Annotated in this window: 7 protein-coding genes; 6 read left to right on the top strand and 1 reads right to left on the bottom strand. The window is 32.6% G+C overall.

Translation table 11 applies throughout. The features are described 5' to 3' along the window. Positions 1-193: 193 nt before the first annotated feature. Entirely contained in the window at positions 194-1,705 is a 1,512-nt protein-coding gene (locus tag PQF96_RS12690) for a sulfatase family protein (protein ID WP_271766572.1), read from the bottom strand. 296 nt (positions 1,706-2,001) lie between these two features. On the opposite strand from PQF96_RS12690, the gene PQF96_RS12685 reads away from it, so the two are divergent. The 6 genes from PQF96_RS12685 (at position 2,002) to PQF96_RS12660 (ending at position 16,123) form a co-directional block, all read left to right on the top strand. Then, positions 2,002-3,351, top strand: coding sequence for a family 43 glycosylhydrolase (locus PQF96_RS12685; RefSeq protein WP_271766571.1), 1,350 nt, complete (start codon positions 2,002-2,004; stop codon positions 3,349-3,351). 911 nt (positions 3,352-4,262) lie between these two features. Then, positions 4,263-7,427, top strand: coding sequence for a SusC/RagA family TonB-linked outer membrane protein (locus PQF96_RS12680; protein WP_271766569.1), 3,165 nt, complete (start codon positions 4,263-4,265; stop codon positions 7,425-7,427). 11 nt (positions 7,428-7,438) lie between these two features. Next, a complete protein-coding gene (locus PQF96_RS12675; protein ID WP_271766567.1) occupies positions 7,439-9,286 on the top strand; it encodes a RagB/SusD family nutrient uptake outer membrane protein in 1,848 nt (615 codons plus the stop codon). A gap of 28 nt (positions 9,287-9,314) precedes the next feature. Further along, entirely contained in the window at positions 9,315-10,847 is a 1,533-nt protein-coding gene (locus PQF96_RS12670) for a hypothetical protein (protein WP_271766566.1), read from the top strand. Positions 10,848-10,914: 67 nt separating this feature from the next. After that, positions 10,915-14,220: a VCBS repeat-containing protein gene (locus tag PQF96_RS12665; RefSeq protein WP_271766564.1), complete on the top strand. Its 3,306-nt coding sequence runs from the start codon at positions 10,915-10,917 to the stop codon at positions 14,218-14,220. Between the two features lie 340 nt (positions 14,221-14,560). Next, positions 14,561-16,123 (top strand): hypothetical protein, encoded by a 1,563-nt coding sequence (locus PQF96_RS12660; protein WP_271766562.1) that lies wholly within the window; start codon positions 14,561-14,563, stop codon positions 16,121-16,123. Positions 16,124-16,293 lie beyond the last annotated feature (170 nt).

The following is a 16,293-nucleotide window of genomic DNA, read 5'->3' as shown; positions in this document are numbered from 1 at the left end:
GTAATTGGAAAATCCAATTATCTCAAACGTCATTCTGCTTTTAACAGTACTGAAATATTAATTCAAGATCAGGTTAAAGGAATGTTTAATAAATATCCCTTTAACCTGATATTAGCTTCTAAGAATGAATTTTATTTTTAGAGGATACTAAAATCCCTCACATTAAAATGGCACTATCAACCTTTAATTGTAGTTATAAGTTTCTACTCGGTGTCTTTGTATCTCTAATTTTGGTATAACTCAAAAACATTCTGTTAATTCTCTCTTTATATTTAGGTAAATTAATCAAGTTATCTGCTTCTTTTTCGCCAGGGGATGTATTTAGATTAAAGAGTGCTATGGGTTTTATTTCTTCCTTTTTATATTTAACTATTAATTTCCACTCCCCTTCTCTATACGCTACGTTTTTGGCAGTCCCTCCTTGAATTAATAATACTTTTCTTGAGCTTTTTTCTGAATTTTCTAGAAACACAGGTAACAAATTTGCAGAATCCATAGCCTGATTCTTAGACAATTTTTTATTTGATATAGCAGCTATTGTTGCCATAATATCTGTGCCCGATACTAATGCACTTGATTTTGAATTTGGTTTTATCTTATCCGGCCAAACAACAATAAAAGGAACCCGATGTCCTCCTTCATAAATTTGATTTTTTCCACCACGGTAAATATCACTAGGTCTGTGTCCTGTTGCCAACGTTTCTTTAAAAGGCAAACCCCCATTATCCGATGTAAAAATGATTACTGTATTTTCATAAACACCTTTTTTCTTCAATGCATCTACAAGCATTGCCATTTGAGCATCCAGTTCTGCAATCATATCAAGATGATATACAGGAGTAGTACCCTTAATTTTTTTACCATTAAGTGACTCAGAAGGTGTATGTGGCTTATGGACTGCTTGCGTACAGTAATACATAAAGAAAGGTTTTTCTGTACTTGCTCTATTAATATAATCAACTGCTTTATTAATTAAAAGAGGCCCCATATCAAAGGGATTCCACTCGGTGTCTCCCAAACCTTCATCCTTATCAAGTTTTACTTTTAATTTATCCATCTTTTTCTGAGTAATTAAACCAATCTTAGAATTTTTATTTAAAGGAAACCATTTTTCATTTTCATAAACTGTATAAGGAACATCTTGTATTCCTGCAGGATACATGAAGCTATAATCAAATCCATTTTGTTTTGGACCCGAACTTATTATTTGGGTTACATTAACATCTGTTTGAGTTTTCCAACGAGGTCCTCTATAAATTTCTGTTGTACTTCCTTTACGGTACCAATCACCTCCCATATGCCATTTTCCAAAAAAAGCAGTATTATAATCTGCTTGTTTCATTAATTTCCCCATAGTTAAATCAGTCTCTTTAATAGGTGACTTTTCATAAGACCCCCAAACACCCCAAGGTGCATAGCTATGGTATGTATTATTTCCTGTCATTATACTATAACGAGAAGGTGCGCACAGCGCAGTAGGAGAATGCGCATCTGTAAATGCCATTCCTTCTTGCATTAATTGATCTATTTGTGGAGTTTCTACTATAATTTTTTTTGAATGTATTCTTCTATAACCAGATATATCTCCTAAACCAATATCATCAGCCAAAATCACAATTACATTTGGTTTCTTTGGTTTAACCTGAGAAAAAGCTTCCACAGAAGATAAGACAATTAATACGCTAATAAAAAATCTACTTTTCATGATCTATAATATATTTTAATCAACAAATTAATTCAAAAAAGCAGATAAGGTTATGAGTAATGTGTTTTTCTGTTGTTCTTTTATCAAATAAAGAGAACATTAATCAATACTCATTAAGAAATTAAAGTCAACTACTACTCTATGTTCATTTTAAAAGTAGAACTTATAAAAATTCTTTATTTAAAAAACTTTTTAATGTAAACCAGAATCATACAACATAAGGTTTTACTCATTTGTTATACCTACATTTCGAATCTATTAAGATTTTAGCAAAATTAATTACTAAGAAATAGTGAATGACTTTTGTTAAAACAATTTGTACTGCATTTTTAATCTTGTTTACCACTACTAGTTTAATGGCTCAAAACCCTTTGGTAACACATATATATACTGCAGACCCTACAGCTCGTGTTTTTGATGATATACTTTATATTTATCCGTCTCATGATGTCGAAGGTTGTACAGAAGATCAAGGATCCAATGGTTTCTGTATGCCAGATTATCATATTTTTTCTACAACAGATATGATAAACTATAAAGATCATGGTGTCGCTTTAGATCAAAATGATGTTCCCTGGGGAGCTAAAGATACGTTTGGAATGTGGGCTCCAGATTGTATTAAAAAAGGAAGTAAATATTACTATTATTACCCAGGAATACCTGCAGACAAAAGTGCATTTAGACGTATCGGCGTTGGTGTTTCTGATAACCCTACAGGACCTTTTAGTTGGGAAAAAAATTATATAAAAGGAATTCAAGGTATTGATCCAAATCCATTTGTAGACGATGATGGAAAAGCATATATCTATTATGGAGGAGGAAAAGGTACAGGAGCTTTAAAAGTAGCTCGACTAAAAGATAATATGACCGAAATACAAGGTCAACCAGAAAATATTATAGGAATTCCTGAAGAGGGATATAGAGAAGCCTCATTTATGTTTAAAAGAGCAGGGATCTACTATTTCTCTTGGGGTCGTGTAAATCAAAATAATTATGAAATAGAATATGCTACTAGCAATAATCCTATGGGTCCTTTCAAGTTTCAAGGGGTAATTATGCCAAATATAGATAATGGAACAAATCATCACTCTATAGTTGAATACAAGGGAAAATGGTATCTATTTTATCATTATTGGTCATTAAGCAATCACAATAGATTAAGATCAATGAGAGCAGATGAAATTGTATTTAACAAAAACGGAAGTATTGTTCCAAAAGTTGCCACTTTACGCGGAATTGGAACACCAAAAGCGGGTGACCTTATTCAATTAGATCGCTACAACGATCTGGTTAATGCTAAAATCAGCTTATTAAAAGATCAACCCACAAAAGGTTGGCAAATAGATTATATTAAAGAATATGGTTGGGTACAATTTGACAATGTTCTTTTTGAAAAAGGAAAGCAAAATAAACTGACGGCTCGGGTCGCTAGTGGTTCTAAAGGAGGAATTATGGAAATACGAGTTGATAACCCAAGAGGTCTTTTACTAGCAAAAGTACAAGTTGAAAATACTGGCGGATGGGATTCTTGGAAGGAAATTACTGTACCTTTTGTAAATCAAACCAAAGGTGTGAAAAATATATTTGTCACTTTTAAAGGTTCTAAAGGATATTTATATAATATAGATTGGATTAAGTTCGAATAGACATTAAATATAACCACTATTAGTATTTTTTATTCTCAACGAATCAAATACTAAAAAACTACGAATTAAAAACAATAGTTCACTCCATTAGGTAAATTCATATTAAATTAACACAAAAACGGATAGGTTTTTCTTTTTCTTAACGCAAATCAGGCTATTAACCCTATCTTTTACAAATCATTAAACACATAGTAATTATATAGTGGTTTCATCATTATAATATTTACGATTTTTTTATTTTAATATATTCTATCGCTGTCTATTTGAATTAGTAAAGTTTAATCCAATAAAAATCTTTACTTTTCTATTTATTTAATGAAACACTTATATATTTTTCTCGTCATTATAAAGTATTGTCGAAGAAGACATATTATATAATAATAAATGTTTTCTTTCATTATGATATGAATATGTATTCAATACTATTTATAAGCATATAATTTTCACAATATCGTTACCGTGTAATTTTTAATTGTAATTTTTAATTGTAATTTTCGACTATAAAACATAAATACATATAAAAATACACCATATGTTTAATAAATAATTTCATATACAGTAATTATTTACACACTCTTTATGTTAAAACAAAATCGTTTGCTTGTAAGTAATAGTATTTTTTAACAATATAATAAAACACTCTTCACACGCTTTTATTAGACATTGAAAATCAGGCATTTACTACTTAAAAAACAGGGTTACCAAAGCATTAATAATGCACAAAAACAGTTAGTAATTCATGATTTTTTTAACCAGATATATATAAAAACTTCAATAATTTAACTTATTTTAAGAAATTAAACATATGTCTTACGAATTAAGACATATGTTACTCGCATTATATCAATTTATATGAATTTTTGTTAGGATAATTGGAAAGTCTAAAAATTTAAACACAAAAATTATAAAGTATGAAATTCAATTTACTTGCTAACTGCAAGCATAAAAGCTATACTGTTTTATTTTTATTAGCAATGAGCTTTGGTGTAATGCAAGCGCAATCGATTACTGTAAGTGGTACAGTAACAGAAGGAGGGAATCCTTTGTTGGGAGTTAACGTCATAGTCAAAGGTACTCAAAATGGTACTGTTACGGATTTTGATGGATTATATGAAGTAACAGCTAATGTTGGTGAGATTTTGGTTTTTTCATCTGTTGGTTTTAATAGTAAAGAAGTAACGATTGGAAATGAGTCCACAATTGATGTCTCCTTAACGGCAAATGTTTCTGAATTAGATGAAGTAATTGTAGTAGGATATCAGGCGCAATCCAAAAGAGAAATTTCTGGTTCTATTAGTTCTGTCAAAAGTGAAGTACTTGAAAGACAAGCAGTAGGAAACTTTGCTGAGGCATTACAAGGGCAATTGGCCGGAGTAAACGTGCAGGCACAAAGTGGTGCTCCAGGATCTAGGGTAAATATTCAAATTCGTGGTGCTAACTCATTATCTAGTAATGGAACTTCTGATTTAGATCCTAATGGAGGGATAGCAAATCCCGGAAATAATTCATTAGGTCCACTATATATAATTGATGGCGTTCCTTTTTCCGATAATCCGAATATCAGTCCAAATGAGATAGAGTCGATTGAAGTTCTTAAAGATGCTGCAACCGCTGCAATCTATGGTTCTAGAGCATCGGGTGGGGTAATCATCATAACCACAAAAAAGGCTAAACCAGGTAATTTGAATGTTAATTTTTCAACCTGGACCTCAATAAATAGAATCACATCAAGTCTTCCTACCCTTACGGGATCTGAGTTTATTGCTTTAAACAGGCAATTTACTCAAAACTCAGGGTTACCATTTGAAGTAGTTGGTGTTTTAGCAGTAAACCCAAATGCACTGGAAAATAACACAGATTGGCAAGAGGAAATTCTTAATGACAACGCTGTAACTAGAAACTTCAATGTTAGATTATCTGGAGGTAGTGATGTAGCAAACTTCAGTTTAGTTGCAGATCACCTTAATCAAGACGGTGTATATAAAAAATCTGATTTTAGACGTACAAACTTAAGAATGAATAGTAATTTCAAGAAAGGAAGATTTAAATTGTTTTCTAGTTTTTTCTTGAGCAGATCAGATTCGAATAGAGAACCTTGGGCCATATTATATGATGCAATTAGAGCACCAGCAACAGAAGCAGGACCTGAAAGCTTAGCTGAAGGGAATTCATTAACAGGAAATGCTGATCAATTCAATATTTTTGGAAATATCCTTCAAAAGCTTCAAGAAACCAGTACAAATGAAAGTAATGCTGCTGGAGGAACATTACAATTTAGTTATGAATTAGCAGATGGCCTTAATGCCAGATTTAACCTTAGTGGTAACAGAACTACAACTAGAGCAATATTCTTTGAGCCTGCCTTCAGATTTGTAGATGAAGATACCGGAGAATTAATCCCAAATAGGGCTTTAGAAGCAATTTCCAGTTTACAAGAAACCACAACTACATTTCAACAAACCTCTGTTGAAGGTATTTTAGATTATAAAAAACGTTTTGGCGATCATAACTTATCATTACTTGCAGGATATACTCTTGAGAACAGGTTATGGGCAACAACCCGAACAAGAGTTAATGAATTTATTACAAATGAATTACCAACTATTGATCAAGCTATTGATAGAGAAAACATAACAGTTAGTGGGCAGGATACTCCTTCCTCTATTATTGGTATATTAGGTACTGTAGGATATGACTACAAAGGGAAATATTTGATAAGAGGAAATATTCGTTCTGATGGATCTAGTAAATTCGAACCAGAAAACAGATTCGAACCATTCTGGGGAGTATCCGTTGCATGGTCTGTAGCCAGAGAAGAATTCTTTAAAAATATTTCTGCTTTTTCTTTTATTAATGACTTAAAACTGAGAGCCAGTCATGGTGAAGTAGGAAATCAAAATATTGGAGATTTTCAAACTGTACCTTTAATTACTAATAATCTAAATGTTCCAATTGGTGATGGAATTGCAAATGGTTTGAATCAAACTAGAATTTTTAATAGAGATTTACGATGGGAAACTAGTATTTCTGATAACTTTGGTGTTGATCTTAGTTTATTTAATAATAAATTTACGTTTACTGGAGAATATTATACCGTTAGAAAAGAAGATTTACTTTTTAATGTTGTATTACCTGCTAGTGCAGGGGCTGAAGGTGAAAACAATCAACCACCTACAGTAGCAACTAACATTGGAGAATTAACCAATGAAGGATTCGAAGTAAGTATAGGGTATAAAAATCGTGATCACGCACTTAAATGGGGTATCAACGGTATATTTACTACAAATAGAAATGAAGTTACCAAACTAAATGGTTCTACTTCTCAAATTGATGGAGGTCAAATTACTCCTGGAGCAGGTAATTTTACTACTTTACCGGTTAACTTTGCCAGAGAAGGATTTCAGGCTGGAGCATTTTTCTTAGTACCGACAGATGGTATCATAAGAAGTCAGGAAGAATTAGATGAATACCAATTACTGGGAGGAACAATTCCTCAAGGTGCTCAAATTGGTGATGCTCGACTTGTAGATGCAAACGGAGATGGGTCTATAGATTTTGATAATGATCGTGTCTTTCAGGGAAATAATACTCCTGATTTTGAAGTTGGCTTGAATTTTAATTTAGATTATAAAAACTTCGATTTTAATATGAGTTGGTTCGGTTCTTATGGAAGTAAAATATTGAATGGTCCTAAAGCTCTAGCCTATAATCAACAAAATCATAGAGATTTATTATTTGCATATACTCCAAATAATCCTACTTCAAATATTCCTATCAATAGAGAGGGAGCAAATGACGTAAGTTACTCTCCTATTACCGATATTTTCTTAGAAGATGGAGATTATATTAGATTAAGAAATGTTCAATTAGGATATAGCCTTCCTAAAGATGTTTTATCCAAAATAGGTGTTTCTAAATTAAGAGTATACCTAGGTGCATCGAACCTACTCACGATAACCGATTATACAGGTTATGACCCAGAAGTAGGTGGTGATGGATTATTTTCCAGAGGTATAGATAGAGGATTAACTCCTATCACTGCATCAGGTCGAATCGGAGTAGAAGTTGGATTTTAAAAAACAAAGCAATGAAAAAAATAGTAATAATTTTATCTTTCATCATTTTAGGCACTACATTCTTTGGTTGTAGTCAGGATGATCTTTTGGAAGCAGAAAATAGAAATCAATTAAGCGCCCAAAATTTTTGGAAAACCCAAAGGGATGCTGAAGCAGGAATTTATTCAGTCTACAGCTCATTACAATTTAATGGTGTTTTAGGGTCTACTGCCGTTCTTGCAGCTGCACTGCAATCCGAACATGGAAGAGTTGGTAATATTGGTAGACGACCAAATAGTCTTGAATTTGATAATGCATTAGTAAATTCTACGAACGGCGACGTTTTTGGGCAATGGGAAGATTTATATAAAGTGGTCTTTAGAGCAAACGCTGTATTAGCCAATGTTCCTAATATCGAAATGGATGAAACCGTGAAAAGAGAAATCTTAGGTGAAGCATACTTTCTTCGTGGTTTAGCCATGTTTTGGATAGCTAACGGTTTTAATGGTGGATCAGTACCTTATCCAATTGTACTGCCAGAAAGTCTAGAAGAAACAAGGTTTTCTTTAGAAGATAGAGATGTTGTATATAGTCAAATTATAGAAGATTTAACTATGGCTCAAACCAATCTTGCTGAGAGATTAAACTGGACAAGTGAAGGTCAGGAAGGAAGAGCTACCTGGGGAGCTGCTACCTCTATCTTAGGAAAAGTATATTTATACGAAGAGAATTTCACAAGAGCAGCAGAAGAATTGAAAAAAGTAATTGATTCAGGTGAATATCAGCTTGTCGATGATATCGCTGAAAATTTTAGCGAAGCAGGGGAATTTAATGCAGAGTCAATTTTTGAAGTTCAATTTTTTGTTAGTGATCCTATTAGTGGTGGAAATTTTGGTGATGGAGAAGGTGATAATCCAAATGAATCTACATTAAGACCTACTTCTTGGACAAGAAATGGTGGATTTGGTTTTATGTTTGTTACTCACTTCACATCTTCATTATATCGTAACGAAGTAGTGGATCCTGCTTTACCTATAAATACAAGTAGACCACAAGAAGTTTATGATGAAAACAGCGAGTTGGAAGAGACTATTACACCAAGAATCAGGTCTCTTAGAAGTGAAGCTTCGATGGCGTATGAAGATGATGGTTCTATATTTTACACAACATCAACCAGAGAAAATTTTGTAAGAATGTTATCTAGAGGTCAGGTTAGAAAATTTCATAACCACACTTTAGAAACAGAACCAAGAAATTCAGGAATAAATGAGCAAGTAATTCGTTATGCAGATGTACTTTTAATGTATGCAGAAGCCTTATTACGAGGACAAGGTGATGCAGGAGTAACAGAAGCATTAACTTATATTAATCAAGTAAGACAAAGATCTGGATTAGTTACATTAGAAACGCTATTTGCCGGTGTACCTACCTCTCCTATCATTTTAAATACTTTCTCTGATCTTAGACCTGACGCAGGGGATACCGCTCCTGAGGCTCAAGCAAAAATAGATCAAATCACTGCTATAAATGATGGATTGGATCCTACACTTAAAATCGAACCACAAGCACTAACTGCTGATAATATAGTTCTTCATTTATTTAATAAAGAACGACCTGCCGAGTTTGCATGGGAAGGAAGAGGTATTTCTTGGCAAGATTTAAGAAGAAGACCTGGTGGTCCGGCGGCACGATTTGTAGAACTTGGAAATGTTCGTTATACGTCTACTACTCTTGATGTACAAGCGTTTGAAGAATTGCCTGAGTTTGTAGAAAATAGCCTTCAGGACTTTATGTTAAGAAAAGTTAATTTTGGTCCGGAAGATTTATATTATCCGTTACCATCACAAGAAATAATACAAAACCCATTATTAAATAACTAATGGAATTTTTAAAACATATTTAAATACTATGAAAAATATATTTAAAAACATAACATATATTTGTTTAATCATGGGATTCGTTATCTCGTGTACAACAAATGAATATGAGATCCCTAACGATGGAGGTGGTAACGCCTTACTTGTTAGTAGTATTAACGATGGATTAAGACCAGGAGAAATTGAGGTAAGAGTTGGAGATTCTTCAAAATATAATGACCTCTCTATCTTCTCTGAGGATAGATTATGGACTTTTCCTGAAGGAGCAGTTGATATTTTAGGAAGTAGTAATGACATTACAACAGATAAGAAAGAATTTACTGTTGTATTTAAAGGGAACGAAGATAATACTCCCCGTACAATTGAAGTTCTTTTACAACCTGTCTTTAATGGACCTGTCCCTCCCGAAGCAGCAACAGATACTGCTTTTGTAAGGATACTCCCTCATATTACGGCTAGTTTTACTAATGATATTCCAGAAGTTGACGGTGCATTAAAATTAGAGGCAGGAAATGTAGCCACATTTACTAATACCAGTAGCGAATTGGAAAGTGCTGAGTGGGTTATTTTTAATAACACTACTAATACTATTAAAGGAGATACTATAAAAACTATTAATGTTGAAAATGAAAGGTTTACTTCTTTAGGATCCTATACAGTAAGACTAAGAGCTTTTGATGATATGCCTTTTTCTCAAGATTTTGTATCACTAAATTTCGAAGTAATTCCTTCTTCAGAACCTCTTATATTAGAACCTGAAATAAGAGAGGATGGAGATGGAGAAATTACATTAAGATATTCTAGAGATTTAGATCCATCATCATTAGATCCGATATCGAATTTTACACTTATGGTAGATGCTGCTCCAGCTACAATTAGTTCTGTTATGGTAGATCCCGATAATCCTGCTAATCTAGTTGTTACCCCAGCAGTAAATATTAAAAACACACAAACTGCTACACTTGCCTATATGGTAACTAATTTACAATCTTCAGATGCAGCTCCAGCACCATCTTTAGCAACAACTGCTATTGAAGCTTTTAACCCTAATTTATTTACAAAAGACCCAACATTTGAAGAAGGAGATATTCAATGGGGTAATCCTTTTGGCAATAATACAACTGGTGTTTTCAGAACACGTGTATCGCCAGGAAACAATAGTAATTTTGCTATGAGTATTCAGGGGGTTGATGTAGGAAATAATTTTCAAATAGCTATTACGGATGCATTTGAAGTAAAAGCTGGTAATCAAATTAGATTAACTTTTGATTACAAATTACCACCAGGATTTCCTGGCAATACCAATTTTACTTTTAGGATATATGAATTTCCTGGTTTTTCAGACTTATATCGAAACTTTACTAATGTAGGATGTTGTGGTCTAGTAGCTGATGGCACATGGCAAACTCGGACTGTAATATTAGGTGATGGAAGTAATGGACCAACGACTGTTCCTTCAGACTTCTCTGGAAGTATTTTTATGCAAATAATCGCAGATCCTTCTGGTGGAGCTAATCCAGAAATTTTATTAGACAATTTTAGAATTGAACATGTTGAATTGTAATTATTTTAATTTTAAGTATATTAAAGGGCTGTTTCTACAACAGCCCTATTTTTTTTATCAAAAACTTATGTTACGATACATATTTATATTATCTATTTTTATTGTAAGTTGCTCTAAGTCAAAAACAGAAAATACCCCTGCCCCCTCCTCTACTTTATTTTCACTACTTGATCAGAGTAAAACAAATATAACTTTCAATAATAATGTTACTGAGGACTACTATAATTTCTTTGGAGTATTCAACTATGCATATAATGGTGCAGGAGTTGCCATTGGGGATATTAATAATGATGGATTATCTGATATTTATTTTGTAGGAAATCAAGTTGAGGATAAACTATATCTAAATAAAGGTGATTTTACTTTCGAAGATATTACAATCAAGTCTGGTATTAAACAAAAAAAAGCATGGCATAACGGAGTCGTTATGGCAGATGTTAATGGAGATAATCTTTTGGATATCTATATCACTGTTGGCGGATGGAATGAAACCAAACAAAATCGAAAAAACCTACTGTATATAAATCAAGGTAATGCTACATTTAAAGAAGAAGCGCAATCTTATGGTATTGCAGATCATGGATTCTCTTTGATGGCTTCTTTTTTTGATATGGATAATGATAATGATTTGGATCTATATGTCACCAACAGACCTAATCAATTCTTTTTGGATTCAGAATCTATTGTCAGAGGTAAAAAAGAATCACCTGATTACTCTAGAGACAAACTATATAAAAATGACAATGGAAAATTTATCGATGTTAGCCTTACTAATGGCATAACCAATACTTTTGGTTACGGTTTGGGGGTAATCACCAGTGACCTTGATAAAGACGGATACACAGATATTTATGTAGGTAATGATTTTTTTGAAAACGATTATTACTTTAAGAATAAAGGTTCAGGGATTTTCAATGAACAAGTTAATAAGTTTTCAAATCATGTTTCTTATTATACCATGGGTGTAGATGCCATAGATATAAACAATGATGGGTTTGAAGATCTTTTTTCATTAGATATGTATCCCAGTGATTATGTACGTGCAAAGACAACGATGGCTCCAATGAATGTAGAATTGTATAATTCACAACTCGAAAAAGGGTTCTATAATCAATACATGCACAACGTATTAAATATCAATAATGGAAATGGTTTTTTTAGCGATGTAAGTCAACTGGCGGGCGTTAGCAGTACAGACTGGAGTTGGGCATGCTTAGGAGCTGATTTTGATAACGATGGTGATAATGACATTTTTGTTTCTAATGGATACAAAAGAGATTTATGGGATCGAGATGCCAATAATAAACGCCAAGAATACACTTCTAAACCAATCGACAGAAGTAAAAGTCCTAATCAAATTATCAAAGAAGTAGTTAGTTTATATCCTTCAGTTAAGCTTAGAAATTACATATTTGAAAACAAAGGGGATTTATCATTTACAAACAGAGCAATAGAATGGGGGTTAAAAGATTTAAGTTTTTCTAATGGTGCTGCTTACGGAGATCTTGATAATGATGGGGATTTGGATTTAGTCATTAATAACATAGATGATATAGCATTTGTTTATCAAAATACATCAGAAAGTTTAACACAAAATAATTTTCTTAAAATCAAATTGGATGGCCCTAAGCTAAACTCCCAAGGACTGGGAGCAAAAATAACTATTTTCCAACAAGATAGCATTCAATATAAAGATTTCAAAACCGTAAAAGGATACCTGTCATCTGTATCTCCAATATTACATTTTGGACTGGGTCAAATAAAAACCATTGACTCTTTATTGGTAGTTTGGACAGATGGCAAACAAAATACTTTAAAAAATATCACCCCAAATCAACAAATAACGATCGCATATAAAAACTCTATTGATCATACTAAACAAAAGACAAAAACACTTCAGTTATTAACAGAAGTAACAGATAAAATTTTCCAAACACCATTGTTACATATCGAAAATGAATATGATGATTATAAAAATCAAATTTTGTTACCTCATAAACTGTCTACTCTAGGACCAGCGTTAGCAGTAGGAGACATCAATAATGATGGACTAGAAGATTTTTTCCTTGGAGGAAGTAAAGGTCATTCTTCCCAAATCTATCTTCAAACAGAGGATAACAAGTTTATAATAAAAGAGCAACCTGTATTAATGGTCGACCAGGAACAAGAAGATGTTTTTGCATCCTTTTTTGACGTTGATAATGATCAAGATCTGGATTTATATGTAGTGAGTGGCGGTAATGAATTTGAGTCTGAAAACAAATTCTATAACGATCGATTATACATAAATAATGGTTCAGGTAATTTTTCAAAATCATCTGGATTACCCCAAATAAATACTAGTGGCTCTTGTGTAGTTCCTATTGATTTTGATAATGATGGAGATCTTGATTTATTTGTAGGGAGTCGACACACTCCAAGAAAGTACCCCAAGCCTCCATCAAGTTTTATATTAGAAAACAGAAACGGAGAATTTATTGACGTAACCAATAAAATTGCTCCTGAATTAAGAGATTTAGGTATGGTGACTTCTGCAGTTAATACAAATATTGATAATGATAAGGATAGAGAATTATTGATTGTTGGAGAATGGATGAAAATACACGTTTTTAAGTGGGTAAATGGTAAATATAATGATATCACAGATAATTTAGGTCTTTCAAAAACACATGGATGGTGGAATCGTATAGAGGCAAATGATATTGATAATGATGGGGATATGGATTTTGTAGTCGGCAATTTAGGCTTAAATTACAAATTCAAAGCTTCACCAGAAAAACCTTTCTATATATTTGCCAATGATTATGATCAAAATGGAACTCAAGATGTTTTCCTTGCCAAAAAACTAGATGATAAACTAGTACCTATTAGAGGAAAACAATGTTCTACAGAACAACTTCCTGGCTTAGAAAAAAAGTTTCAATCCTATAAAGAATTTGCAAACGCAGAATTATTTGATATTATAGGTAAAAATCAAGATTCTGCATTAAAATATCAAGCAGAAATATTTGCAAGTATTCTGCTGATAAACGACAATGGTAAATTCATAATTAGAGAATTACCAACACAAGCTCAATTCTCTGTTATAAACGGGATTGTTATTGATGATTTGAATGAGGATGGTATAAAGGATATATTACTTGGAGGAAATCGTTTTGAAGTCGAAATCGAAACTACGAGGTCAGATGCTTCTATTGGACTTGTACTTTTAGGGGATGAAAAAGGGGATTTTAAAACTTTATCTTACTTAGAAAGTGGGCTTTTCATAAAAAATAATGTAAAAGATATAAAAACAATAAAACTTTCAAATCGTAAAAATGGATTCTTAATCGCCTCCAATAACGAGAAATTAAAAATATACACAAACAACTAATTATAAGAAAGTTACATGTGTTTAATTGTTTTTGAATTTTATTGAGTATAACATTCACTTTTAACAAATTCTAATAGTATCAGAAAAAAAAGTTGTACAACAAAAACATTTGTTATACAGAAATATATATTCATGTTATCCTTTTTTTTAAGAAAAGATTAACTTGATCATAAAAATTAATGCTTTTTGGAATACACCTGTTTTTATATCAAGAAAACTTCTTTTAAATAGCTATTATTTGTTTATAAATTCTACACCATAAACATTCATAATTCTAAGTAAAATAATAGTTTTCTTTAAATACTAACAATTCAAGAGCTAAAACAAAAATTGTTAACTTATGAAAAAGAATACATTAAAAATTATCTCATTTATTTGTTTAATCATGGGATTTGCTATCTCGTGTACAACAAATGAATATGAGATCCCTAACGATGGAGGTGGTAACGCCTTACTTGTTAGCAGTATTAATGATGGTTTAAGACCAGGAGAAATTGAGGTAAGAGTTGGAGATACTTCAAAATATAATGACCTCTCTATCTTCTCTGAAGATAGATTATGGACCTTTCCCGAAGGAGCAGTTGATATTTTAGGAAGTAGTAATGACATTACAACGGATAAAAAGGAATTTTCTGTTGTCTTTAAAGGGAACGAAGATAATACTCCTCGTTCAATTGAAGTTCTTTTGCAACCTGTCTTTAATGGGCCTGTTCCTCCTGAAGCGGCAACAGATACTGCTTTTGTAAGAATTCTTCCAAATATTATTGCAGATTTCACTACAGATATTCCTGTAGTTAATGGTGGATTAGAAATTGAAGCTGGAGAAACAGGCAATTTCACTAATACAAGTAGTGAGATGGATATGGCTGAATGGTTGATTGTAAACAATACCACAAAAGTAGCAGACTCTACAGAAACTATTGATTTATCATTCCAATTTAAAGCTTTGGGTTCTTATACAGTTAGATTGAGAGCATTTGATGATGAACCATTTTCTCAGGGTTTCAAAACTGTAAATGTAAATGTAGTGCCATCAACACAGCCTGTTACGGTTGGGACTGAAGTGATAGAAAGAGAAAATGGACAACTTGTCATAGCATATTCACGTGATTTGGACCCAGCATCTGTGGACAGTCCTTCTAATTTCACTTTATTAGTAGATGGTACTCCTGCATCAATTGCTTCGGTGTTGGTAGATCCTGATACTCCCTCAAACCTCCTCGTAATTCCCACTGTGAACATCAAAAATTCACAAACCGCAACAATAGCATATAATGCAGTAAATTTAGCATCTGCAGATGCCGCTCCGGCACCTTCTATTCCTCAAACTGATATAGATATTTTTAGAATAAATTTATTTGCAAACGGTGTGTTTGAAGATATTGATAGTAGTGTTCCTGGAAGGTTCTATGGGACAAATAGTTTTTTTGAAGGCTTAGATGCAAGTAATCATATAAGCATTGCCATCACACCTGGCACTGGTATTAATGGTTCTTCAGCAATGGTATTCACTTTTACTCCTGATGCAGTTGCTGGAGATAGTAGAAGTGCATTTGGTGATGGTATGAATCCTGATCCAATGGGAAGGGTTGTGCAAAGAATTGAACCATTAGAACTTAAGACTTACATTATGACAGCAATGGTAAGATACACTGGTTCTGCACCTGGTAGATTTAGATTTTCTGTAACTAGTTTCCCTTTTAATGGTGGTGGTATTGTTCGTGCTCCTGTAACTTCTGGATTTGTAGAAGGAGAATTTGTAAAAGTAAGAGCTGAGTTTACTCCCAATGCAAATACAATAGCACAAGCAGGACTTGCTTATCCAATAATTTTTGTAGATGGTGTCACTGGTGCAAGCGTAGTTACTATTGATAATATTGAAGTCTTTGAGAAAGAAGAATAAACAAATAGTTTAAAATTCGCAATAATTTAAAAGCTGTAGCATATTTTGCTACAGCTTTTTATATAAAATTCATTACTACAAATACCAGTTTCTCCACTAGTTTGGGAAAATTTACCTATTCCATAATTACCACATTACTTTCCTAATTAAACAGTCCATATTTTATTTCT

The sequence above is a fragment of the Aquimarina algiphila genome (assembly GCF_947494415.1).
In the GTDB taxonomy this organism is placed as follows: Bacteria; Bacteroidota; Bacteroidia; order Flavobacteriales; family Flavobacteriaceae; genus Aquimarina; species Aquimarina algiphila.
The sequence above is the reverse complement of the archived record's forward strand: the minus strand, read 5'-3'. Positions and strand labels throughout refer to the sequence as shown.